Below are 22,988 nucleotides of genomic sequence, written 5' to 3' on the forward strand. Positions count from 1 at the left end.
AACGGACCTGCCGGTGGACCCCCCCAGGGGTCTTGTTCAGGAGGAACTGCTTTGCTCTCCGCCTTCATAAGCGCGTTTCGGACTCCCGATCTGCGCAAGAAGATCCTGTTCACCTTGATGATCATCGGACTGTATCGTCTTGGTGCGCAGATGCCGAGCCCCGGCGTCGACTACGCCGCTGTGCAGACCTGCCTGGACATCGCCCCGGACGACGACGCCGGCGCCTTTGGACTGTTGAACATGTTCACCGGGGGAGCGCTCCTTCAGCTCTCGGTGTTCGCACTCGGCGTGATGCCGTACATCACCTCCTCGATCATCATGCAGCTCTTGACTGTTGTGATCCCGCGACTCGAGCAGTTGCGCAAGGAGGGCCAGCCGGGCCAGGTCAAGATCACCCAGTACACCAGGTATCTGACCCTGGGTCTGGCGCTGCTCCAGGCCGCCAGCTATATCGCGTTGGCCCGTTCGGGTGTGCTGTTCCAGACGACGTGTCCCGACGAGATCCTCCCTGACCTGTCGGGCTCCGAGGCCAATATCCCGTACTGGATGACCATCGTCGTGGTCGTGTCGGTCATGGTCGCCGGTACCGCGATGATCATGTGGTTCGGCGAGCAGATCACCGAGCGCGGCGTCGGCAACGGCATGAGCCTCTTGATCTTCGCCTCGATCGCCGCGCAGATGCCCGGCCAGTTCTGGGGCCTGAAGAACTCCGAGGGCTGGTTCATGTTCGGCGCGATCGTCGCGGTCGGCATCGCCATCCTCGTCGCGGTCATCTTCATCGAGCAGTCCCAGCGCCGCATCCCGGTGCAGTACGCCAAGAAGATGGTGGGCCGCCGGGCCTACGGCGGGACCTCCACGTACATCCCGCTCAAGGTCAACCAGGCCGGCGTCATCCCGGTCATCTTCGGTTCCTCGCTGCTGTACATCCCGACGCTGTTCCTCCAGTTGAACGCCGGCTCCGACTCGTGGTGGACGAACTTCATCGACCGCTACCTGATCGACCAGGGCTCGTGGGTGTACATCCTCGTCTACACCGCGCTGATCATCTTCTTCACGTACTTCTACGTCTCGATCACCTTCAAGGTGGACGACGTCGCCGAGAACATGAAGAAGGCCGGCGGATTCATCCCAGGTGTGCGTCCCGGCAAGCCGACCGCCACCTACTTGCAGCGAGTCCTGTCACGCCTGACCTTCCCAGGCTCGCTTTACCTGGCCACAATCGCTATCCTTCCCAATCTGGCCATCATCGCGTTCGGAAACCAGCAGTTGTTCGCGCAGTTCCCGTTCGGCGGCACCTCCGTGCTGATCATGGTCGGCGTCGGCCTGGAGTCGGTCAAGCAGATCGAGTCCCAGTTGATGCAGCGCCACTACGAGGGCTTCCTGCGCTAGTCAAGCGGGAAGGGAAGGAACGGAATTTGCGACTGGTACTGGTAGGCCCGCCCGGGGCCGGCAAGGGGACCCAGGCGGAGATCATCGCCGAACGACTCGGCGTCCCCAAGATCTCCACCGGTGACATCTTCCGCGCCAACGTCTCCGGCGGTACCTCGCTCGGCCTGGAGGCCAAGCGCTACATGGACGCCGGGGACCTGGTGCCCGACGAGGTCACCAACCGGATGGTCGCCGACCGCCTGGAACAGGACGACGCGCTGGACGGGTTCCTGCTCGACGGCTACCCCCGCAACACCGAGCAGGCCGAGGTGCTCGACGGACTGCTCCTCGCGGCCGGCGTGAGCCTGGACGTGGCCCTGGAACTGACCGTGGATGACGACGAGGTGGTGCGTCGGCTGTCCGGACGCCGCGTCTCCAAGTCGACCGGCAAGGTCTACCACCTCGAATTCGACCCGCCCGAGGACCCCGAATCGGACGACCTGTACCAGCGTTCCGACGACCAGCCGGAGACCATCAAGAACCGGCTCAAGGTCTACGCCGAGCAGACCGCCCCGATCATCGGCTACTACGGGGCCCGGGACAAACTGGTCCAGATCGACGCGATCGGTGAGGTCGCCGAGGTGACCGCGCGGGCGCTGTCCGCCATCGGCGCCGACAAGTAACCGCCGTGTTCCGCCGTCGCCAGCAGATCCAGTACAAGACCCCTGCCCAGATCGTCAAGATGCGGGCCGCGGGCCTGGTCGTCGCCGAGGTCCATCGGGCCATGCGCGATGCGGCCCGGCCCGGGGTGTCGACGGCGGAACTCGACCGAATCGCCGATGACGTGATCCGCTCAGCGGGTGCCGTGCCCTCCTTCAAGGGCTACGACATCGGATTCGGGCCCTACCCGGCGTCGATCTGCTCCTCGGTGAACGAGCAGATCGTCCACGCCATCCCCAGCGAGGACGCGGTCCTCGCCGAGGGCGACCTCTTGTCCGTGGACGTCGGCGCCATCGTCGACGGCTGGCACGGCGACGCCGCCATCACCATCGAGATCGGTTCGGTGGACTCGAAGCTGACGGCGCTGCGCGAGGCCTGCGAGGCCTCGATGTGGGCCGGCATCCGGGCCGCCGCCACCGCGAAGCGCCTGGGCGGCATCTCGAACGCGATCGAGCGCTCGATCGAGGACAACTCCTCCTTCGGCATCGTGACCGGCTTCGGCGGGCACGGCATCGGCACGGAGATGCACCAGGACCCGCACATCCTCAACTACGGCCGCCCCGGCGAGGGCCCGAAGCTGCGCACCGGCATGGCCCTGGCCATCGAGCCCATGATCACGCTGGGCTCGCCGGACACCGCCGAGCTCGAGGACGGCTGGACCATCGTCACAGACGACGGCTCCGCGGCCGCCCACACCGAGCACACCATCGCGCTGTGCGAGGACGGCATCTGGGTGCTGACGGCGCCGGACGGCGGCGTCGAACACCTGGGTGAACTGGCCGCCAGCGCGGCTCGTGCCGAGTAATCCTCCGGTGCCATAATTGCCGGTGTGACGGAAGATCAAGGCAAGCTTCGAATCTCGAACGCCGATCGCGACCAGGCGATGGAGCGTTTGCAGCATGCGCTCGACGAGGGCCGCATTGACTTGGGCGAATTCGACGAGCGCACCAAGTCCGCCCTTGAGGCGAAGACCAATGCCGAGCTGGACCTGATCTTCGAGGACCTCCCGCAGGACCGCGCCGCGGACCAGGCGGTCAATACGATCGAACTGACCCCCGAGGAGCGCGCCGAGCGCGAGGCGGCCGTGCAGGGCCGCGTCCACGGCCGCCGCGGCCTGCCCGCTTCAGTGCAGACCCTGATCTGGGTGGCGGTTCCCACGACCGCGATCTGGCTGATCTCCTCGGTATCCTCGGGCGAGGTCCAGAACTTCTGGCCCGCCTGGCCGATCGGCATCATGTTGGCGATCTTCCTGGCCCAATGGCTGACCAGCGGCCGGAATCGGGACCGCTGAGAGGGCCGTTGACCGGCATCGGAACCTGAGTGGTGCTCGCCGCAAGTGTCCAGTGATGACATACTTATCGCGTGACCGAAGACCTGGGACGGTTTCGGATCTCGAACGCCGATCGAGACGAAGCGGTAGCCCTCCTCCAGCGCGCCTTGGACGAAGGCCGCCTCGATCTGTCCGAATTCGACACCCGATCGCATCAGGTCTATGAGGCGAAGACCCACGCGGAACTCGACCTGATCTTCGACGACCTGCCCCTCAGCCGTCCCGACTCCGGGACGATCGAGCCCGCGCGTCCCCGGGGCGCGAGCGATTCGTCTGAGCCGCAATCAAAACCGCAATCGAAGCCGGAACGGAAGCAGCGGCGGAAGGGGCATTTCGTCCCGCCGTCGCTGCACTGGCTCATCTGGGTCGGGACCATCGCGACCACCGCGTGGATCGTCTCGAATCTCAGCTCGGGTGACCCGGAGTGGGACAACTTCTGGCCGGCGTACCCCATGAGCGTGCTGGGGGCGATCACGATCGCCTGGTGGCTGTGCGACCGCTTCACCCGTGATTGATTCCGATCCCCAACCCCCTATGAGGAGTTCCATGTCCGCCCTGATACCCAACGGCGACCGCCACATGCGGATCGGCGATGTCGAACGTACGGCGCTGTCCGAACTGCTGCGGACCTCCGTCGACCGCGGCTACCTGACGCTCGAGGAATACGAGAAGCGGGTCGGCAGGATCCTGGAGGCGAAGACCGCCGGCGACGTCGAGGACGTGCTGGGGGACCTGCCCGCGTATCAGGCGATTCTCGAGGCGGAACCGCTTGAGCCGCTGCGGACTCCGGACTGGGTGAAGTGGGTGTGGGTCGGGATCTCGATTCCGATCGGGATCAATCTGGGAGTCTGGGCGATCCTGCTGGCCACCATCGGATGGGTCTACTTCTGGCCGATGTGGGTCATGGTCCCGCTGCTGGTGGTGGCGGGGGCGCTGACGGTGGCGGAGCGCGCGATCATTCGCCCGGCGCTGGAAAAGAAGCGTCGGGAAAGCCGCCGCAGGCGCCGCTGACTGGCACGAGCCCCGCGGTTTCCGCGGGGCTCAGTACGAACGGGATGAACGACGGGACGTCCTGCGCCCGGGACGCTCCGTGCGGCACGGCTCCTGGAACCCGGCCCGAGCGCACGAAAAAGCCCCGCGGAAACCGCGGGGCCTTTTGCCTTGGGGTGAACGACGGGACTTGAACCCGCGACCTCCTAGACCACAACCAGGCGTTCTACCAGCTGAACTACGCCCACCAAGTTCGGCTTACAAGGAATCCCTGTAGCCGCGAACAATCATAGCCAGAACCCGGCCCGATCTGTCAACCGGGTTCGGTGTTCGGGGTCTCAACGATGCTCAGGTCGGCGGCCGCCGACCTCGCCTCCTCGGTCGACGGACCGGGGAGCGGCACGAAGACGGTGCGCCGGTAGTACTCGAGCTCTTTGATGCTCTCGTTGATGTCCGCCAACGCGCGGTGGGCGAGGCCCTTGGCCGGCTGGTTGTAGTAGACCCGCGGGTACCAGCGGCGGCTGAGCTCCTTGATCGAGGACACGTCGATCATGCGGTAGTGCAGGTGCTCGTCCAGGCGGGGCATGTACTTGGCGATGAACGTCCGGTCGGTGGCGATCGAGTTGCCGCACAACGGGGCCGTGCGAGCCTCGGGCACGAACTGCTTGATGTACTCCAGGACCGCGTTCTCGGCCTCTTCCAAGGAGATCGTGGAGGCGCGAACCTCGTCGGTCAGGCCCGACTTGGCGTGCATGTCGGCCACGAATGCGCCCATATTGTCGAGTTCTATTCCGTCGCAGGCGATCACGAGGTCCAAGCCCTCGTCCAGGGGAGTCAGGTCGGGCTCGGTGACCAGTACGGCGATCTCGATGAGGGCTTCGGTCTCCGGGTCGAGGCCGGTCATTTCGCAGTCGACCCACACTAGGCGTTCTTCGCTCACGCGGCCCACTCTACGCGCAACGGGCCCCAACGTGATCTTCGTCTGTGCTCATCCCGTTCCCAGCTCCTTGTCAGGGGTCGGGAGGATACTCATGGGCATAGGGATAGAACGCGTGATGCCGCTGATCCGACCACCGCTGGCCGGGAAGGGTGTTGCTTATCACGGATACGGTCCGCTATGGTGCAGACATCAGAGAGTCGTCACCTATGCGGCCCGGATCGCAGTGACAAGCACCGCATTGAGATTATGTCTCAATAAATTCCAGGTAACAAGCGTGTACCCCTAGAGATTGAAGGTTTGCGATGAAGCAGACCGGGAAAAACCGTGACCAGGGCCGGAGCTCTCAGGCCTCACCTGAGGTGGAGTGATCCCCGTCTCAAGGGCATCATGAACGGTCCGAACCCCCGTCTTGGGAATAGGAACCGCGAACTGGGCCTTCTATGAGCAGGGCCAGGTTATCCGATCGGTACTCATCTCTCCCCTGAGGGATTGCCGGTTTTGTAACCGTGGTGTATCGAACACCAGGACGCGGAATTCCACGCAACGAAGCGGTCGTTGTAACGAGTACACCGTTTACGCGGTGTCGGGGGACGAGGAAGCTGGAGGAGACCTTGAGCGTGGAGACTAAGACAACACCCACCCTCACCACCGAAGAGGTCGCTGAGGAGCGAGACCTTGTAGGCGTATACCTGCATGAGATCTCGAAAACACCGTTGCTGGACGCCGCCGCCGAGGTCGACTTGGCCAAAGCGGTCGAAGCCGGCTTGTTCGCCAAGCATCTGCTCAACGAGGACGACGCCTTCGACGGCGCGACCGAGAAAGAGCTGAAGCGCTTGGTGGAGGATGGCGCTCGCGCCAAGGAACAGTTCATCAAGGCCAACCTGCGCCTGGTCGTCTCGATCGCCCGACGCTACGTCCGCTCCGGCATGCCGATGCTGGACCTCATCCAGGAGGGCAACACGGGGCTCGTCCGCGCCGTCGAGAAATTCGACTACCAGCGCGGCTTCAAGTTCTCGACGTACGCCACCTGGTGGATCCGCCAGGCCATCAGCCGGGCCATCGCCCAGCAGGAGCGCACCGTGCGCCTGCCGGTGCATCTGGTCGAGGACGTCAACCGCATGCGGAACGTGACCCGTCAGCTCACCCGTGAGCTCGGCGGCGACCCGGAACCGGATCAGGTCGCGAAGGCACTCGGCGTCACCGTCGAGCGCGTGAACGAACTCATCCGCTGGAGCCAGGACACGGTCTCGCTGGACACGCCGATCGGCGACGACGGCGACACCAGCCTCGGCGACCTGGTCGCCGATTCCGACGAGCCGAGTCCCGAGGACGTCGTGCTCGCCGGCATGGAGCGGCAGCGCATCGAGATGATGCTCAACCACCTCGACGAGCGTTCGGCCGGGATCGTCAAGGCCCGCTACGGGCTCGAAGACGGCCGCGAGCACTCGCTCACCGAGGTCGCCCACCGCTTCCACCTGTCGCGCGAACGCATCCGGCAGCTGGAGATCCAGGCGCTGGCGCGGCTGAAGGAGCTGGCCAACGACCAGGTGATGGCGGAGGCCGCTTGACTGCGGGAGAAGCGGCGCTTACCGCGACGAAGTAAACCTCTATTGAGACATGACGAAAGGGCCGGGGCGAATGCCCCGGCCCTTTCGTCATGCTCACCGATGGTCAGACGCGGCGGTAGCCGTCGATGCCCATCATGTCGATGTCGGAGATCTTCACGACGTCGCCCGAGGAGGGCGCGTGGAGGACCTGGCCGTCGCCGATGTAGATGCCCATGTGCGACTGGCCGTTGTAGAAGACCAGGTCACCAGGCTGGAGGTCGCCGCGGCCGATCGAGGACGTGGAGCCCCAGATCGAGTACGTCGAGTGGTCCAGCGAGATTCCCGAGACCGCGTAGGCGCCCATGACCAGGCCCGAGCAGTCCCAGGTGTCGGGGCCGGCGGCGCCGTAGACGTAGGACTCGCCGAGCTGGTCCTTGGCGAACTCGACCGCCGCGGTGGCGGCGTCGGAGCTGTAGGACGCGGTCGAGTCCGAGGACGACGATGACGAGGAGCTGCTGGAGCTCTCCGACTCGGCCGCCTCGGCTTCGGCCTCAGCCTCAGCCTCAGCTTCGGCTTCGGCTTCGGCCTCAGCCTCGGCCTCGGCCGCGGCGGCCTCGTCGTAGGCGTCCTCGGCCTCGTCGATCTCTTCGTCCAGGCCGTCGACCTTGGCCTGGGTCTGGTCGATCTGCGCCGTGAGCTTCTCGGCCACGGTGGAGGCGTGAGCGGCCTCGTCGTACCGGTCCGACTGCTCCTGGGCGTAGTAGACCAGGGTCGAGACCTTGGCGTCGAGCTCGTCCTCGGCGGCCGCCACGGCCTCGGTGACCTGGCCGAGCTGGATGTCGGTCGCGCCGTAGTCGGCCGCGGCCGCGTCCACGACGGCCTGGGCGGCCGAGAGCCGCTGCCCCAGGTCGTCGAGCTGCGCGTCGGCGGCGTCCCGGTCGGATTCGAGCTCGTCGAGGTGGTCCTGGATCTCCGAGGAGGTGGCGTCGTCGTAGTCGATCTCGGCCGCGTGGGCCTCGGATCCGGCGAAGACGGTCACGGTGCCGACGGTCACCAAGGTGATCCCGGCGAATGCGGTGGTACGGCGCAAAATGGCGCTCGCGCGCGAAATATGGACGGTATCAGAGCAGGTCTGAGCCACGAGTGGCCTTTCTTCCTCGTCCGCCTACCGGGTTAGCTGTCGGGTTCGGGCTGGGAAGAGCGCCCTACCCGCCGCGGCCCGAAGGCCCAGGCGGGATTCACCCCGTGCGTCGGATCTGGGGGGAGGCGTCTGACACGCCGACTCTTTCGAGTCTCCAAAGCGGTGGGTTCCCGGTCCGCGCTCAGGCGTGGACGAGTCATAGGGGTGGGCTCGTCCGGCGCCAAGGCGCGATTCGGCGGTCCGGCGGTAGGACCTCTGGGGGAGGCCCTGACGTCCCGACCGGAACAGCCGCCGACGCTAATCGAGACGGCTGTGGCTGACAAGAGTCGTGTGAATTGCTCCACAGCCCTGTAACGGACAGTGAGGACAGGCGGGGCGATAGGGCGGTTATCCAGGGGTTTTACTGTCCGAACGACCGATGGGGGTCGGGCGAACGGTCAGAAGCTCCGCAGCGAGGCCGGCGGCGGCGGGGACTGGAGCGCCGTCCCGTCCTTCGCCGGGGCCGCGCCCGCGACGTAGTCCGACAGCTCCGAACCGGCCACCACCCGGCACGGGAACGTCGCCTCCGCGCAGCGGCGGCGCAGCTCGGCCACCGGCAGCGCCACGTTCGCGCCGACGGCCACGACATTGCCGAAGCGCTTGCCCCGCAGGATCGCCGGCTCGGCCATGACCGCCCGGTGCTCCCACACCTCGCCCATCGCCGCCAGCGCCGGCTTCAGGAACCGCATCTGGCCGCCGTCGCACAGGTTCACCGCGTAGTGCCCGCCCGGGCGCAGCACCCGCGCGGCCTCGCGCAGGAACTCCACGGTCGTCACGTGCGCGGGCACGCGGGCCCCGGCGTAGACGTCGGTGATGATGAGGTCGTAGCAGTCGTCAGGGGCGGCCTCGACCGCTTCGCGCGCGTCGGTGTGGCGAATCTTCACCTTCACCCGGCGCGGCAGCGGCGCCTCGGCGCGCACCAGCGCCACCAGCTCCTCGTTCGTCTCCACGGCCTGCTGGTACGAGTTCGGCCGGGTGGCCGCGACGTACCGCGCCAGCGCCAGCGCCCCCGCACCCAGGTGCAGGACCCGCAGGGGCTTGCCCGGCGCGTCCACCGCGTCGATCAGATAGGCGATGCGCTGCATGTACTCGGCGTCGAGGTACGCCGGATCGTCGAGGTCGACGGTCGCCTGAATGACCTCGTCGGCGATCAGGTGCAGCAGGCTGGGGCGGTTGGGGTCGGCATCAAAGCGCAGTGAATTCAGCATGGCGAAGTCATTCTGGTTCGGGGAAGTGAGCGCAGCGAACGGCATTGGCGCGGTGGGCGCGCAGCGCCCTCGATGTGGGTGGCGGTGGGCGACGGGTGGGCGCGTAAGGGTGTGGGCTCGTCACGAACCCATTGTGCCCGAAGGGCCCCGCTCCTCCTGGATCCGAGCGGACGCCGCGATGTGTGCGATTCGGCGCAGTGCGGCCAGGACGGTCTCCCCGAGGACGGTCCCAATGACCGCCTGCTCGACGTTCACGCCCCCCTCGCCGGTTGCCTCCGCGATCGCCTCCATGTCCGCCGAGGCCAGCTGTGCCGCCGCGTCCGCGTAATGGCCCAGCACCTCCTGCGGGTCGCGATTGCCCAGCCGGTAGTACGCCGCCATCGCCGTCACCAGCGCGTCGCGGTACATCGGCGGGGCCACCTCGGCCCAGCCGTACTCCTCCAGCAGTGCGTCGACCGTCCGCTCCGCCGCCTGCGTGGTGCCCTCGCTGGCCAGGGAGAACTTCGGTTCGCGGTGCGTGGCCGCCAGGGCCGCGCCCATCGCCTGGAAGGCCGACTCCGGATGGCGGGCCAGGATCGTCAGGACCTCGCCGATCTGCGCGACCGACAGGCCGGCCGTCTCCGACAGCGCCCGGATCAGCAGCAACCGGTGGACGTGCTCGGGCCCGTACTCGACCGTGTTGCCCTCGCCGTGCACACCGGAAGGCAGGAGGTGTTCCCGCAGGTAGTACTTGATCGTGGCAGCCGGGACGCCGGTCCGCTCCGAAAGCTCCCCGATTCGCATAGGACGGAGTCTATGACGGAATGCGCGGTCGCGTTACGGTTGAGCCACGGCAGGATCCCCCCGCCTCCTTCTCACCGAGCCCCGACGCGGAAAGGCCACCCGATGCGGACCAGCCCTCCCGTCGCCCACCACCACCCGAACCCGAAGGCGCCCGCGCCTCCCGCGCCCACCTCCGTCGCCCACCACCCCCCGAACCCGCAGGCGCCCGCGCCTACCGCCCCCACCTCCGTCGCCCACCCCCACCCGAACCCGCAGGCGCCCGCGCCTACCGCCCTCCCCCCCGCCGCCCACCACCACCCGAACCCGAAGGCGCCCGCGCCTACCGCGCTCACCTCCGTCGCCGGGCGACACCCACATCCGAAGGCGCTTCGCGCCCGCCGCGCTCACCCGCGCCCTGAACACGAATGGCTTTGCCGTGACTGATCCCCGAACGGCTCTCATGGCCGAGCTGCGAGAGCTTGCGACGCAGCCGATCCCCGACTTCGATCCCGCGCTGGCCGACGACTACGCCGAGACCGGGCGGCGCCTGCCGTACGAGAACCAGTACTTCGCGCGCCGCCGCCACCTCGCGGCGCTCGCGATCGCCGGCGAGTCGGGGCAGCTCGACGAGGTTCTCGAGGCGATCTGCGAGGAGAAGTCCTGGGCGCTGCCCGCCCACTGGGACGAGGCCGAGCCGCGCACCTGCGTCGACCTGTTCGCCTGCGAGAGCGCCCAGACCCTGGCCGAGATCCTGGTCCTGCGCCCGGACCTCGAATCGGCGAAGCGCGTCCGCGAGGAGATCTTCGCGCGCGTCATCGACCCGCTGTTCGACTCCGAGGAGCCGTACTGGTGGGAGGAGCGGATCTCGAATTGGACGGCCGTGTGCGCCGGGGCGGCGGGGATGGCCGCGCTCGCGCTCGGCGTCGACACCGACACCGTCCGGGCCCGCATCATCCCCGTGCTCCAGAGCTACCTGTTCTCCTTCGGTCCCGACGGCGGCTGCGTCGAGGGGATCGACTACTGGGTCTACGGCTTCGGCTACTTCACCTACTTCGCCGAGGCCTGGCGGGACGCCACCGGCGAGGACCTGTTGGCCGGCACCGAGGCGATCGCCTCGTTCCCGGCGGCCGTGCAGCTGTACCCGCGCTCGTTCGCGACCTTCGGCGACGCCCGCTCGGACGCGGTGCTGCCGAACGGCCTCCTCGCCCGCCTGGCCGACCGCCTGGGCGTCGATCTGCCGGTCGTGGAGCACACGCCGACGTTCGCCGACGACTACTGCGCCCGCTGGGCCCACCTCACCCGGACCCTCGAATGGGGACGGGAGCTGGGCGGCCAGATCGCGCCCGGCCGCACCCTGCTGGCCGACGTCGGCTGGTATGTCGAGCGCCGCGAGCTCGGCCGCCGCATGTGGTCGCTCGCGGTCAAGGGCGGCTTCAACGCCGAGCCGCACAATCACCTCGACCTCGGCTCGTTCATCATCGCCGCCGACGGCGAGCAGCTGGTGTGCGACCCGGGCGCCGGCGAGTACACCGCCGCCTACTTCGGCGACGAGCGCTACGAGCAGACCCACCCCGCCTCGGCCTGGCACTCGGTGCCGACCGTCGAGGGCGCGTCCCAGCAGGTCGGCGAGGACTCCCGGGCCGAGCTGGTCTACACCGACGACGGGGTGGACGCCTACATCGACGCCTACGGCGATGGCGCGCTGCTGCGCAAGTTCTCCTGGGACTCCGGCGGCATCGAACTGTTCGACGCCGGTCCCGAACTGGTCGAGTCCTTCGTCAGCCGCCTCCAGCCCGAACTCGACGGCGACAAGGCCACCTGGATCGGCGAGCGCGGCACCCTCGTCCTCCACGGCGTCGATGCGGCGACGGCGGTCATCGAGCACGTCGACACCACCGACCACCACGGCCTGCCCGAGCGGCTATGGGCGCTCCGCTTCTCCTTCACGGGCGGCCTCCGCTTCGAGCTGCTCTAGCAGCCCGTCGGCCCGCAGCCGGTCGCGCGCGGCGGCGATGGCCTCGCTGGTGTGCTCGAACAGTCGACCCCGCTGCCACAGCGGCTCCAGGATCCCCAGGGCCGCCAGCGGCTTTGAGTGGAGCGGCTCCAGGCCCGAGAGGTAGACCGCGATGCCGCGGTGCTCCAGGCGCTTGATCGCGTCGGCCAGGACCGTCGCGCCCGAAGCATCCAGCGTCGACACCCGGCTCATGCGCAGGACCACCACGCGCACGTCGGCGACGTCGAGCAGTTGGAGCAGGAAACGGTGCGCGGCGGCGAAGAACAGCGGACCTTCGAGCCGGTAGGCCACGATGTGCTCGTGGAGCAGCGCCGTCTCCTCGTCGTGGTGGTCGGTCTCCTCGATCGGCTCTCGCTCGACCGTCATCGATCGCGAGATCCGGCCCAGTGCCAGCAGTCCCGCCAGCGCGATTCCCATGGCCACCGCCCACACCAGGTTGAACAGGACGGTCGCCGCCAGCGTCAAGGTCATGACCGCCGCGTCGGCGCGGGTCGACCGCGCGAGCGCCAGCATCGAGCCGACCTCGATCATCCGGATCGACGTCGCGATGAGCACCCCGGCGAGGGCGGCGAGCGGCACGTGGGCGACGACGGGCGCGAGCAGGACCATCATGAGCGCCAATACGATCGCATGCGAGAGCGCCGCCGTCCGCCCGGCCGCGCCCGCCCGCACGTTCACCGCCGTGCGCGCCAGCGCCCCCGAGGACGGCATGCCGCCGAAGAACGGAGTGACCAGGTTCGCCAGGCCCTGCCCGAGCAGTTCCCGGTCCGGGTTGTGGTGCTGGTCGACGGTCATATTGTCGGCCACGGTCGCCGACAGCAGCGACTCCAGCGCGCACAGGGCGCACACCGCGACGGCCGCGGCGACCAGGTCGGGGATCTCGGCCGGATCGAAGAACGACGTGTCCGGGGCCGGAATGGAACTCGGCAGCGCCCCGATCACCGACACGTCGGCCGCGAGGTACCAGGTCGTGACGGAGGCGCCGATGACCGCCAGCAGCGGCACCGGGATCAGCGAGTGCAGCCGGGAGCCGAGCAGGATCGCGGCCGTCACCGCCGCCGAGACCGTCAGCGGCTGCCAGTGGGGCTCCGCAATGAATTCGGCGACCGAATCCCAAGCGCCCGTGAGAATGTGCTCGTTCTGCGCCGGCAGGCCCAGCGCCGGCGGCAACTGCTGCAATGCGATCACCACCCCGACACCGGCGGTGAAGCCCTCCACCACCGGCACCGGCACGTACCGCGCGTAGCGCCCGGCCCCGCACACGGCGAGGGCCACCAGCATCAGACCGGCCATGAGCCCGACCAGGAGTACGCCCGCGTGGCTGTGGGTCGCCGCCAGCGGCACCAGCACCACCGCCATCGTCCCGGTCGGCCCGGTGACCTGAAGGTTCGAGCCGCCCAGGATCGCCGCGAGCGCCCCGGCGATGATCGAGGTGATGAGCCCGGCGAAGGCCCCCAGTCCCGAGGCGATCCCGAAGCCGAGCGCCAGCGGCAGGGCCACCACCGCGACGGTGACCCCCGCGAGCAGATCGGTGTGCCAGTGGCGGCGCAGCGGCGCCAGGTCCGAGCGGCCGGGGAACAGCTGCCTGAATCGTCGGGGTTTCGCCTGGGATGCCACTCGTACCGCTGCCATGGTCATATTGTCGGGGAACGGGACTGGTGAACCCGGCGGATGCGAACCGTCGGCGGGTTGCTTCGCCGTCGGCCGGATTCGGCTGCTGCCGTAGGATGGCGCCCGTGCGAGTCAAGGGAATGGAACTGGCCGTCCGCGTCGGCGGGGCCTGCGTCGTGAGCGCCGCCGCCGTGCTCGCCGCCGTCCTGGAGTCGTTCCTGGTGCCCTTCTACCTCGGCACCGTGGCCGTGCCGCTGGCCGGCGCGCTCGCCTTCGCCCTCAACTGGGGCCTGGCCGGGCTCGGCGTGTGGTGGACCGGCGGACGTTGGGCCGCGGTGCTCACCTCCGCCATCTGGTTCGTCGTCGTCCTCTTCGCGTCGGCCCCGACCGCGGCCGGCTCGCTCGTGATCACCAGCGGCCTGAACGGGTACGCGCTGCTGCTGGCCGGGACCGCCGGGGTCGCCGTGTCGCTGTGGCAGTATTTTCGTCCCAGACCGAATCGACAGCTTTCGCACCCCTCGATCCAGAAGGAGTCCTCATCGTGACCCTCTTCAATCGCCTTTTGATGCCGCACTGGCCCTCGATCTACGGCTTCGCGCTGGCGTTGATCGCGTCCAACCTCGTCGGGCGGATCATCGCCGGGCGGCTGGACGACGGCACCGAGGCCACCGCCGACACCGGCGAGCTCATCGGGTTGATCACCTACCTGTCGATGGCCGCCGTGGCGATCGCCGCCGGGATCTGGTGGGGCGTGCGGCGTCAGCGGGGGGAGATCGTGCCCGAGCTGCTGCCGATCTTCGTGGTCGCGACGCTGGTGTCGGTGCTGCTGAACCCGGTCATCGCCCGGATCGACTACCCCAGCGTCGACGGGATCTTCTCGCAGATCGTGCTGTTCTTCGCCACGCTCGTGGTCTCCGGCTTCGTCGGCTACCTGATCGTCATGGCGCTCGGCGTGGACCAGTACGGCCGCCAGCTCAAGGCCACCGAGGCCGCCTGGGAGAAGAAGGCGAACCCGGCGAAGGCCGCGGCCGCCTAAGCGGACCGTTCCGGGAGTCCGGTACCAGTAGCGGTAGCGCTCGGTGTAGCCGAGCTTTCCGTACATGGCGAGGGCGGCCTCGTTGTCGGTCTCGACCTGGAGCGCCGCCCGGCTCGCGCCGCTGCGGAAGCCCCAGGACTCCAACGCGTGCAGGATCTCGGTCCCGAGCCCGCGCCGCCGGTATTCGGGCAGCGTGCCGATGCCGGAGATCATCACCAGGTCGCCTTCGATCGCGCCGCGCCCGCGCGCGACGAGGACGCCGGCTTCGGTGATCTCGGCGAAACCCCGCCTCGGCCCCGAGCCCAGGATCTTCGCGGCCACTTCCGGCATGCCGCGACCGACCTGTTCCAGCAGGTCCTCGCTCGGCCGGTGCACGATGCGGGCCGCACCGTCGTAGCCGTCCCCGCCCAGCTCCTTCGTGAGCACCGCCGTGCGGGCTTCGTCCGTCCAGCCGCGCGAGGCCAGTTCCTCGTCGAGGCGCTTCGCGATCGGCGCGACGGCGATGAGCGGGCGCTCGCCGCGCTCGGCGTACCAGCGCTCGACCGCCGCGATGGCCGCGTCGAGGCTGAGATCGGATTCGGTGAGCGCCAGCACCGAGTTGGCTCGGCGCGTGTACCCGTCGGAGTAGCGTAGAAGCCATCCACCCAGGTCTTCGGCCTCCACGGGGGGCCAGGCGGCGGCCAGGAGCCGTTCGAGCTCAAGGATCTCGGAGAACGGGGTGGGCCTCGGCGGGATGGGACGGGCCGCGGCCACGTCGCCGATCGGGACGGTGACCGTTGTCCCCGCCGCGGAGCGCACTTCCAGACGTTCGGTGTCCCAGTGGATAAGCTCACCAGTAACGTCGCGGTATCGGCGGCCCGGAGCCGCGTCGTGCAGTCGAATTCGGACCGCGACCCGCAGGCCCACGTGTTCAGGTCCCAGCATCTGGCGCACCCCTTGCCTTCGGATCTCGTAATGGAAATAAGCTTTAGGCTCATCACAGCGCAGTCCGCCCGATTGCGCGCCGTAGGAAGGACGACTCGTGACATACGTAATCGCCGAGCCGTGCGTGGATGTTCTCGACAAGGCCTGCATTGAAGAGTGCCCGGTCGACTGCATCTACGAAGGCAACCGGATGCTCTACATCCACCCCGACGAGTGTGTCGACTGCGGGGCGTGCGAGCCGGTGTGCCCGGTGGAGGCGATCTTCTACGAAGATGACGTCCCCGACGAATGGGACGGCTACACCAAGGCCAACGTCGACTTCTTCGACGAGGTCGGCAGCCCCGGCGGGGCCTCCAAGGTCGGCAAGATCGACAAGGACGACCCGTTCGTGGCCGGACAGCCGGCCAAGGAGGAATAGCCGACGTGGCGTTCCGCCGTCTGCACAGCGCCTCTCCGGCGCGGCGGCTGCCCCAGTTCCCCTGGGACCGCTTGGCCCCGTACAAGGAACAGGCGGCGGCACACGCCGGCGGACTGGTCGACCTGTCGGTCGGCGGTCCCGTCGACGAGGTCGCCCCGCTCATCCGCGAGGCGCTGTGCGAGGCGGCCGCCCGGCCCGGTTACCCCACCGTCGCCGGCACGCCCGGGCTGCGGGAGGCGATCCGCTCCTGGCTCCACCGCCACACCGGCGTGGGCCCGGACGTGGCGGTGCTGCCCACCGTCGGCTCCAAGGAACTGGTCGCGAACCTCCCCGCCCAGCTGGGCATCGTCGCAGGAGAAGCCGTGTCCTACCCCGACATCGCCTACCCGACGTACGAGATCGGGGCGGTGCTGGCCAAGGCCGACGCGCTGCCCGTGGCCGACCCGCGCGACGGTGCGGGGTCCCGCCTGCGGCTGGCCTGGATCAACTACCCGACCAACCCGACCGGCGAGGTCGCCTCGGTCGAGTATCTGCGCGACCTGGTCCGCTGGGCCCGCGAGAGCGGCGTGGTCCTCGCCGGCGACGAGTGCTACCTCACCCTCGGGTGGGACGAGGAGCACCCGCCGGTGTCGATCCTCGACCCGCGCGTGAACGACGGCGACCTCACCGGACTGCTGGCGGCGCACTCGCTCTCGAAGCGCTCCAGCCTGGCCGGATACCGCTCGGCGTTCCTCGCCGGGGATCCGGCGATCATCGCCGATCTTTTGGAGATCCGCCGCCACTCGGGCTTCATGATTCCGTGGCCGGTCCAGCAGGCCACCATCGCGGCCCTGCACGACGAGGAGCACGCGATCGAGCAGCGCGCCCGGTACGGCGCGCGCCGCCAGACCCTGTTGGACGCCTTCGAATCCGCCGGGTTCCGCATCGAGGGCTCCCACGCGGGCCTGTACCTGTGGACCACTCGCGACGAGGACTGCTGGACGACCATCGAGTGGCTCGCCGACCGCGGCATCCTGGCCGCCCCGGGGGAGTTCTACGGGGCGGGCGGAGGCCGGCACGTGCGCGTGGCGCTGACGGCCACCGACGAACGCGTCGCCGAGGCCGCACTGCGCCTCGCGAAAGAGTGACCCGGCCGAAAACGACATAGGACGAGGGGCCCGCGGCCGGATGCCGCGGGCCCCTCGCCCGTTCACACTGGGACTGCCGATTCGCCGAAGCGCCCGGTTAGGGAATTTCGGGAGCCGGGACCTCGGGGTCCGGGACCTCAGGCGCCGGGACCTCAGGATCCTCCGCGCCCGGAACCTCGGCGCCCGTGACCAGGGCCAGGATCGTCTGGCACGTCTCGTTCATCGCCGCGATGTCGGGCACCTCGGCCGGCGGCTCGATGGGCGGCACTCCCGGAATCCCGGGCACCCCCGGAGTCTGCTCCGCGCCCTCCGGCTCCTCGGCCGGATCCTCGCCCACCTGCGCCTCCAGAGCCGCCTGGAGGTCGGTGAGGCATACCTGGAGTTCCAGGAGCACCGCCGGGTCGGGCACGCCCGGTACGTCGCCCGCGCCCGGAATCTCCGGCACAGGAGGAGCCTGCTCCACCTGGGTCGATTCGATCTGCCCCGTATCGGTCGCCGCGAAGGCAGGGGAGGCGGCGAACGCGGCGATGGGGACGGCGGCCGCCCCGATCAGAACGGTCCTCCAGAGTTTGCTGGTGCGGTTTGCTTCGGACTGTGCCATGCGGATTCCTCCGTGTAGATTGCTGGCTACTTTCCGATATGGACCATAGGTCGCCTGCGAGACAGTCTCAGCAGTTCGCTGAAAACAACCCGCATTAGTCCGAAATCGCCGATCGTTAGCTTGGATCGGATACGGCTTGCCGGATGTCGGTCCCCCGGGACACACTTAGCGGGTGACTGACTCGCTCCTGATCGGCCGGGACCATCCCGCGGCACTCCTGCGCGCCGCCGTGGAGCGCACCACCGCCAGCCACGGTGGCCTCGCCCTGGTCACCGGGGAAGCCGGGATCGGCAAGACCGCGCTCGTCACCGGCGTCGCCGCCGAATTCCGGGACGAGCTCATGGTCCTGTTCGCCACCTCCTGGGAATCCGAGGCCGTCCCCGAATACTGGCTGTGGACGCAGGTCCTGCGATCGTTGAAATCGCAACTGCCCAAAGACGAATGGGCCGAGCTTCCGACCGAAGAGCCCGGCATCGCCGCGATGCTCGGACAGGCCGAGAGCGTCAAGCCGAGCGAATTCGAGCTCTACGACGCGGTCACGCGGCTGCTCACCGCCGCCTCCCAGCACCGCCCGATCGTGGTCGTGCTCGACGACCTCCACTTCGCCGACCCCGGCAGCATCGACGCGCTCAAGTTCGCCTCCCAGCACACCTGGTTCGAACGCGTCCTGTTCATCGGCACCTACCGCGACGTCGAGGTCGACGCCGGCCACCCGCTGCGCGCCCGCATGCTGCCCCTCGTCGCCAAGGCCACCATGGTCACCCTCGACGGCCTCGACGAGACCGGAGTGGCCCGCCTCATCGGCGACACCGTCGGGCGCACCCCGGAGGCCGAGGTCATCGCCGAGATCACCCGCCGCACCGGCGGGAACCCGTTCTTCGTGGAGCAGACCGCGCAGCTGTGGGCCACCGGCCAGAGCGTCGACGCCACCACCGCCGGCATGCGCGACGCCCTGGAGCGCCGCCTCCAACAACTCGACGAGCCGCTGATCAAGATGCTCGCCCTCGCCTCGGTCGGCGGCCGCGAGTTCCACCCCGCCGTCATGTCCGGCGCCTCCGGGATCGAGCTCCACCGGATCGAGGCCGCCATCGACGCCGCCTGCCAGACCCGGCTCATCCGGCCCGAACGCGACCGCTTCGTCTTCGTCCACGACCTCGTCCGCGAGAAGCTCTACGCGGGCATCCCCGAAGCCGAGGCCTCCAAGCACCACGGCTGCATCGTGCGGGCCCTCGTCGCCGACGAATCGCTCCAGAAACTCATGCTGGCCACCGAGATCGCCCACCACGCCTGGCTCGCCGGCGACCACGTCGACCCCGAGGTCGCCGTCGACTTCCTCGCCCGGGCCGCCACCGAGTCCGGCAACTGCCTCGTCGGGAGGGCCGCCGAGAAGTACCTGCGCCGGGCCGTCGAGCGCTGCGGTCCGGACATGGTCCGCCGTCGAGTGCTGCTGCGGCTCGAACTCGCCGACGCCGTCAGAATGACCCGCCGCGAGGACGAGGCCCGCGCCATCCACGACCTGGCCGTGATGGAGGCCCAAGACCACGGCGACCCGCTGCTGCTGGTACGCGCCGTGGTGTCGGGGCCGCACGAAGGCGCCTCCCAGAACATCGACCTCAAACGCCGCATCTACGAGGAGCTGACGGGCACCCCGCCCGACCCCGGGCTCTCGCACGACGACCTCACCCGCCAAATCCTGGCCAACTTCATGGCCGCCGCCCGCGAACGCGACTCCGACGACGACATCGCCTACGGGCTGTGGGCCACCCACGCGGTCATGTGGGGACCGGGCACGGCCGCGCGGCGCCAGGAACTGGTGGAGGAGCTGATCGAGGTCGCGCGGCGCACCGGCGACGAGGGCACGCGCCTGTTCGCCACCTCCCTGCGCTGGGTCGCGCTCCTCGAACAGGGGGATCCGGCCTTCCGGGACCAGCTCGAACTCTTCGCCGGCCTGGCCGAGAACACCGGGACCGAGCGCTGGCTCGGCGCCGCCAGGGTCGACCGCTCCGTCATCGCCGTCCTCCAGGGACGGTTCGAACAGGCCGCCGAACTGCTCGAAGCCGCACGCGAGTTCATCGGCGACGATCGCGTGCACGAGGACTGGCTGCGCTACCTCGAATGGGAGGCCCGCTACGCCGCCGGAGAGGCACCCGAGCCGCCGAGTTCTGTGTGGCGCACCGTCTTCGGCTCCTGGCACTACGAGATCGTGTCGGGCCTCAGTTCGCTGCGGCGCGGCGATATCGCCGAGGCCCGCCGCGCCCACGACCGCGTCGAGGCCGAATCGATCGACCACTACGACTCGTGGGCCTCGCTGTGGCTCCGCTTCGAGACCGAACTGGCCGTCGCCGAGGGCGACGCCGAGATGATCGCCCGCCTGCGGTCGCGACTCGCGCCCCACGAGGGCGAATGGCTCGTCGCCATGTGGGGTTGCAGCATCCACGGTCCGATCAGCCACTGGCTCGGAGTCCTCGCCGCCGCCGCGTGCGACCGCGAGCGCGCCCTCGAATGCTTCCGTTCCGCAGCCGAGCAGGCGGACCGGCTCGGCGCCGTCCCCTGGGCGAAGCTGGCCCGCGGCGCCGCCGCCGATCTGACCGCGCCCGCCCCGATCCCGGTCGCGGCCGGGACGGGGCCGCTGCTTCGCCGCGACCGGTCCACCTGGACGCTGCGCTACGACGGCACCACCATCCACCTGCCGCACACCAAGGGCCTGGCCGACCTGCAGCACCTGCTGGAGCGGCCGGGGGCCGAAGTCTCCGCGGTGGAACTGCTCGACCCCGAGGCCGGGCCCGAGGTCGCGACCGACGCCGCGCTGGGCGGGGACGACGTCCTCGACGACGAGGCCCGCGCCAGGTACCGCAGTCACCTCGAGGCGCTCGACGATCAGATCGATGCGGCCGCCGCCTTCGGCAACGACGCGCGCGCCGCCGTCCTCGACGCCGAGCGCGCCGCCCTCATCGAGCAGCTCAAGGTCGCCACCGGGCTCGGCGGGCGGTCCAGGCGGCTCGGCGACAATGCCGAGCGTGCCCGGAAGTCCGTGACCAACCGGATCCGCAACACCCTCAAGAAACTCGAGTCCGTCCATCCCCCGCTCGCCGCGCACCTGCGCGAGACGGTCACCACCGGCTCCAGCTGCGCGTACCGGCCCGGCGCTGATGCTCCGGAGTGGGGCTTCTAGAAAGCGACCACCGCTGCACGCCTGCTCGCCGGACGAGACAGAGCCGGGCCCACCTCGCGGCGGGCCCGGCTCCCGGGTGTTTTCAATGCGGTTCTAGCGGCGGTTGTAGGCGCGGACCGTCAGGGTCCCGAAGACCAGGATGAAACCGGCCGACCAGATCAGCGTCGTCACGATCGCCCCGGAGTCGGCAGTGCCGTCGAACAGGCCGCGGACGCCGTCGACCAGCTGGCTGATCGGGGTGTTCTCAACGACCGGCTGGAGCCAACCCGGCATGGTCGACGGGTCCACCATGACGTTCGACAGGAACGTCAGCGGGAACAGGATCGACATCGAGATCGACATGACCGTCTTCTCGGAGCGGGTGATCAGGCCCAGCCAGGTCCACAGCCACGAGAACGAGAAGCAGAACACCAGCAGCAGTGCCACGCCCAGCAGGACGCCGTCAGCGCCGCCATCGGGCCGGTAGCCCATCACCATGCCGGTGCCGAACATGATCGCCCCGGCTGCGGCGTAACGGAACACGTCCGCCAGCAGGTAGCCGACCATCGGCGCGGCCCGCCAGATCGGCAGCGTCCGGAACCGGTCCGACACGCCCTTGTGGATGTCGATGTTCACCGACATGCCGGTGTACATCGTGGTCATCACGATGCTCATGACCATGATGCCCGGCAAGAGGAACTGCAGGTAGTCGCCGGTGCCGCCCGCGATCGCGCCGCCGAACAGGTAGGTGAACATCAGCAGCATCATGATCGGGAAGATCAGAATGTCCGACAACTGCTCGGGCACGTGCTTGATCTTCAGCATCGAACGCCAGGCGAACGCCCGGGCCGAGGCGAACGCGCTCGGCGGGGCCGGGCGCTCCCCGGCGGCCAGGAGCCGGCGCAGCCGCTCCTTCTCGACCGGCGCCGGAGCCTCGGCATCGGTCCTCGTCTGGGTATCGGTGATAGCCATGATCGGTTTCCTTTCTTAAAGCTTGAGGGGTGTTCAGGCGTCGGTGCGCTCTGTCAGGGACAGGAAGACCTCGTCGAGGCTGGGTTGGCCCAGCGAGAAGTCGTCCACGAGGATGCCCTCGCGGGACAGTTCGCCGAGGGCGTGCGAGCCCTGCGCGGCGGTGTCCTGCCCGGGCGGCAGCAGCGCCGTCAGCGCCACCGGGTCGTCGTCGAGCTCGACCTCGGCGCCCAGCGCGTCGGCCAGGACCTGACGTGCGTGGTCCCGCTGGTCGGTGTGGTGCAGCCGCAGCTTGATCGACCCGGCGCCCACCGACGACTTGAGCTGGCCGGGGGTGCCCTCGGCGATGACCTTCCCGGTGTCGATGACCGCGATGCGGCTCGCCAGCTGGTCGGCCTCCTCCAGGTACTGGGTCGTCAGCAGCACCGTGGTGCCCTCGCCGACGATCGTGCGGATCACGTCCCACACCTGGTTGCGGCTGCGCGGGTCGAGACCGGTCGTCGGCTCGTCCAGGAACAGCAGCTTCGGGGTGATGATGATCGACGCGGCGATGTCCAGGCGCCGCCGCATCCCGCCCGAGTAGGCCTTCGCCTGCTTGCCGGCGGCGAAGGTGAGTCCGAACGCCTCCAGAAGATCCGAGGCACGAGACCGCGCGGCCGGCTTGGAGTAGCCGTACAGACGCGACAGCAGCACCAGATTCTCCAGGCCGGTCAGGTCCTCGTCCATCGAGGCGTACTGCCCGGTCAGGCTCACCTGGGTGCGCACCGCGGCCGGGTCGGAGACGATGTCGTGGCCGAAGACGGTCGCGGTCCCGGCGTCCGGGCGCAGCAGCGTCGCCAGCATCCTGACGGTGGTGGTCTTGCCCGCGCCGTTGGGGCCGAGGACGCCGTACACGGTTCCGGCCGGGACGGAGAGATCGACGCCGTCGACGGCTTTGATGTCCTTGAAGTGCTTGACGAGCCCTTCGGCTCGGATCGCGATGTCGGGGTTCGACATGGTCGCCTCCTGGGTGGGTTTCTGTCTCTCACCCAGAAGGCGCTACGCCTCGGCCACGAACCCCGCTACGGGCCGCTACATCGCGTGTAGCAGTGC

Annotated in this window: 21 protein-coding genes, 1 tRNA gene, 1 pseudogene and 1 riboswitch; of the genes and pseudogenes, 13 read left to right on the forward strand and 10 right to left on the reverse strand. The window is 68.9% G+C overall.

Annotation, left to right across the window (positions count from 1 at the left end):
- The first annotated feature begins 51 nt into the window (after nucleotides 1-51).
- From secY to FAB82_RS22970, 6 genes are all read left to right on the forward strand, one after another.
- Complete coding sequence (gene secY, locus FAB82_RS22945; protein ID WP_136536891.1) at nucleotides 52-1,389, forward strand: preprotein translocase subunit SecY; 1,338 nt, start codon at nucleotides 52-54, stop codon at nucleotides 1,387-1,389.
- Nucleotides 1,390-1,415: 26 nt separating this feature from the next.
- Complete coding sequence (locus tag FAB82_RS22950) at nucleotides 1,416-2,051, forward strand: adenylate kinase (protein ID WP_136536892.1); 636 nt, start codon at nucleotides 1,416-1,418, stop codon at nucleotides 2,049-2,051.
- Between the two features lie 5 nt (nucleotides 2,052-2,056).
- A complete protein-coding gene (gene map / locus FAB82_RS22955) occupies nucleotides 2,057-2,893 on the forward strand; it encodes a type I methionyl aminopeptidase (protein ID WP_136536893.1) in 837 nt (278 codons plus the stop codon).
- Nucleotides 2,894-2,917: 24 nt separating this feature from the next.
- On the forward strand, nucleotides 2,918-3,379 hold the full coding sequence (locus tag FAB82_RS22960) for a DUF1707 SHOCT-like domain-containing protein (protein WP_136536894.1): 462 nt from the start codon (nucleotides 2,918-2,920) through the stop codon (nucleotides 3,377-3,379).
- A 71-nt stretch (nucleotides 3,380-3,450) separates the two neighbouring features.
- Nucleotides 3,451-3,933, forward strand: coding sequence for a DUF1707 SHOCT-like domain-containing protein (locus tag FAB82_RS22965; RefSeq protein WP_136536895.1), 483 nt, complete (start codon nucleotides 3,451-3,453; stop codon nucleotides 3,931-3,933).
- Between the two features lie 31 nt (nucleotides 3,934-3,964).
- On the forward strand, nucleotides 3,965-4,429 hold the full coding sequence (locus FAB82_RS22970; protein ID WP_168801730.1) for a DUF1707 SHOCT-like domain-containing protein: 465 nt from the start codon (nucleotides 3,965-3,967) through the stop codon (nucleotides 4,427-4,429).
- Between the two features lie 151 nt (nucleotides 4,430-4,580).
- On the opposite strand, the gene FAB82_RS22975 is transcribed toward FAB82_RS22970, so the two are convergent.
- Together FAB82_RS22975 and orn are read right to left on the reverse strand one after the other, a co-directional pair.
- Nucleotides 4,581-4,656: transfer RNA gene (locus FAB82_RS22975), tRNA-His, on the reverse strand.
- A gap of 65 nt (nucleotides 4,657-4,721) precedes the next feature.
- Nucleotides 4,722-5,348 carry an oligoribonuclease gene (gene orn / locus FAB82_RS22980; protein ID WP_136536897.1) on the reverse strand — a complete coding sequence of 209 codons (627 nt, stop codon included), beginning with the start codon at nucleotides 5,346-5,348 and terminating at the stop codon, nucleotides 4,722-4,724.
- A 617-nt stretch (nucleotides 5,349-5,965) separates the two neighbouring features.
- Between orn and FAB82_RS22985 the strand changes: the two genes are divergently transcribed.
- Nucleotides 5,966-6,916, forward strand: coding sequence for a sigma-70 family RNA polymerase sigma factor (locus FAB82_RS22985; RefSeq protein ID WP_246039763.1), 951 nt, complete (start codon nucleotides 5,966-5,968; stop codon nucleotides 6,914-6,916).
- 103 nt (nucleotides 6,917-7,019) lie between these two features.
- Here FAB82_RS22985 and FAB82_RS22990 read toward each other — a convergent pair whose 3' ends face one another.
- The 3 genes from FAB82_RS22990 to FAB82_RS23000 form a co-directional block, all read right to left on the reverse strand.
- The gene (locus FAB82_RS22990) at nucleotides 7,020-7,985 is read right to left on the reverse strand and encodes a C40 family peptidase (protein ID WP_168801731.1); all 966 of its coding nucleotides are present in this window, start codon (nucleotides 7,983-7,985) and stop codon (nucleotides 7,020-7,022) included.
- 57 nt (nucleotides 7,986-8,042) lie between these two features.
- Nucleotides 8,043-8,234, reverse strand: a riboswitch (cyclic di-AMP (ydaO/yuaA leader).
- 239 nt (nucleotides 8,235-8,473) lie between these two features.
- Nucleotides 8,474-9,283 carry a spermidine synthase gene (locus tag FAB82_RS22995; protein WP_136536900.1) on the reverse strand — a complete coding sequence of 270 codons (810 nt, stop codon included), beginning with the start codon at nucleotides 9,281-9,283 and terminating at the stop codon, nucleotides 8,474-8,476.
- 120 nt (nucleotides 9,284-9,403) lie between these two features.
- On the reverse strand, nucleotides 9,404-10,066 hold the full coding sequence (locus tag FAB82_RS23000) for a MerR family transcriptional regulator (protein ID WP_136536901.1): 663 nt from the start codon (nucleotides 10,064-10,066) through the stop codon (nucleotides 9,404-9,406).
- 415 nt (nucleotides 10,067-10,481) lie between these two features.
- On the opposite strand from FAB82_RS23000, the gene FAB82_RS23005 reads away from it, so the two are divergent.
- Nucleotides 10,482-12,020 carry a heparinase II/III domain-containing protein gene (locus FAB82_RS23005; RefSeq protein ID WP_136536902.1) on the forward strand — a complete coding sequence of 513 codons (1,539 nt, stop codon included), beginning with the start codon at nucleotides 10,482-10,484 and terminating at the stop codon, nucleotides 12,018-12,020.
- Here the strand turns inward: FAB82_RS23005 and FAB82_RS23010 are convergent.
- On the reverse strand, nucleotides 11,967-13,691 hold the full coding sequence (locus FAB82_RS23010; RefSeq protein WP_136536903.1) for a SulP family inorganic anion transporter: 1,725 nt from the start codon (nucleotides 13,689-13,691) through the stop codon (nucleotides 11,967-11,969). The genes FAB82_RS23005 and FAB82_RS23010 overlap by 54 nt on opposite strands.
- 104 nt (nucleotides 13,692-13,795) lie before the next feature.
- Here FAB82_RS23010 and FAB82_RS28160 point away from each other — a divergent pair, with 104 nt between their 5' ends.
- Nucleotides 13,796-14,215 (forward strand): hypothetical protein, encoded by a 420-nt coding sequence (locus FAB82_RS28160; RefSeq protein WP_246039764.1) that lies wholly within the window; start codon nucleotides 13,796-13,798, stop codon nucleotides 14,213-14,215.
- Nucleotides 14,212-14,706, forward strand: coding sequence for a hypothetical protein (locus tag FAB82_RS28165; RefSeq protein WP_246039765.1), 495 nt, complete (start codon nucleotides 14,212-14,214; stop codon nucleotides 14,704-14,706). The genes FAB82_RS28160 and FAB82_RS28165 overlap by 4 nt, the downstream gene beginning before the upstream one ends.
- 81 nt (nucleotides 14,707-14,787) lie before the next feature.
- On the opposite strand, the pseudogene FAB82_RS28945 reads toward FAB82_RS28165, so the two are convergent.
- A pseudogene (locus tag FAB82_RS28945) lies at nucleotides 14,788-15,804 on the reverse strand (GNAT family N-acetyltransferase); the annotation flags it as partial.
- Between FAB82_RS28945 and fdxA the strand changes: the two are divergent.
- Both fdxA and dapC read left to right on the forward strand, forming a co-directional pair.
- Nucleotides 15,728-16,048: a ferredoxin gene (fdxA, locus tag FAB82_RS23020; protein ID WP_211116782.1), complete on the forward strand. Its 321-nt coding sequence runs from the start codon at nucleotides 15,728-15,730 to the stop codon at nucleotides 16,046-16,048. The pseudogene FAB82_RS28945 and the gene fdxA overlap by 77 nt on opposite strands.
- Nucleotides 16,045-17,175, forward strand: a complete 1,131-nt coding sequence (gene dapC / locus FAB82_RS23025) for a succinyldiaminopimelate transaminase (RefSeq protein ID WP_425461596.1) — start codon at nucleotides 16,045-16,047, stop codon at nucleotides 17,173-17,175. Before fdxA ends, dapC begins: the two co-directional genes overlap by 4 nt.
- A gap of 97 nt (nucleotides 17,176-17,272) precedes the next feature.
- Here the strand turns inward: dapC and FAB82_RS23030 are convergent, their stop codons facing one another.
- Entirely contained in the window at nucleotides 17,273-17,776 is a 504-nt protein-coding gene (locus tag FAB82_RS23030; protein WP_136536906.1) for a hypothetical protein, read from the reverse strand.
- Nucleotides 17,777-17,948: 172 nt separating this feature from the next.
- Here FAB82_RS23030 and FAB82_RS23035 point away from each other — a divergent pair, with 172 nt between their 5' ends.
- On the forward strand, nucleotides 17,949-20,948 hold the full coding sequence (locus FAB82_RS23035) for an ATP-binding protein (protein WP_136536907.1): 3,000 nt from the start codon (nucleotides 17,949-17,951) through the stop codon (nucleotides 20,946-20,948).
- 93 nt (nucleotides 20,949-21,041) lie between these two features.
- On the opposite strand, the gene FAB82_RS23040 is transcribed toward FAB82_RS23035, so the two are convergent.
- The gene (locus tag FAB82_RS23040; RefSeq protein WP_136536908.1) at nucleotides 21,042-21,899 is read right to left on the reverse strand and encodes an ABC transporter permease; all 858 of its coding nucleotides are present in this window, start codon (nucleotides 21,897-21,899) and stop codon (nucleotides 21,042-21,044) included.
- A gap of 33 nt (nucleotides 21,900-21,932) precedes the next feature.
- Complete coding sequence (locus FAB82_RS23045; RefSeq protein WP_136536909.1) at nucleotides 21,933-22,892, reverse strand: ATP-binding cassette domain-containing protein; 960 nt, start codon at nucleotides 22,890-22,892, stop codon at nucleotides 21,933-21,935.
- Nucleotides 22,893-22,988 lie beyond the last annotated feature (96 nt).

This window comes from Glycomyces buryatensis, from assembly GCF_004912275.1.
In the GTDB taxonomy this organism is placed as follows: domain Bacteria; phylum Actinomycetota; class Actinomycetes; order Mycobacteriales; family Micromonosporaceae; genus Glycomyces; species Glycomyces buryatensis.

Bases quoted from the DNA above. Each gene is read 5' to 3' on its own strand.
- FAB82_RS22970 (WP_168801730.1), top strand. From the start codon at position 3,965: ATGTCCGCCCTGATACCCAACGGCGACCGCCACATGCGGATCGGCGAT.
- FAB82_RS22995 (WP_136536900.1), bottom strand. From the start codon at position 9,283: ATGCTGAATTCACTGCGCTTTGATGCCGACCCCAACCGCCCCAGCCTG.
- FAB82_RS23000 (WP_136536901.1), bottom strand. From the start codon at position 10,066: ATGCGAATCGGGGAGCTTTCGGAGCGGACCGGCGTCCCGGCTGCCACG.
- FAB82_RS23010 (WP_136536903.1), bottom strand. From the start codon at position 13,691: ATGGCAGCGGTACGAGTGGCATCCCAGGCGAAACCCCGACGATTCAGG.
- FAB82_RS23030 (WP_136536906.1), bottom strand. From the start codon at position 17,776: ATGGCACAGTCCGAAGCAAACCGCACCAGCAAACTCTGGAGGACCGTT.
- FAB82_RS23040 (WP_136536908.1), bottom strand. From the start codon at position 21,899: ATGGCTATCACCGATACCCAGACGAGGACCGATGCCGAGGCTCCGGCG.
- FAB82_RS23045 (WP_136536909.1), bottom strand. From the start codon at position 22,892: ATGTCGAACCCCGACATCGCGATCCGAGCCGAAGGGCTCGTCAAGCAC.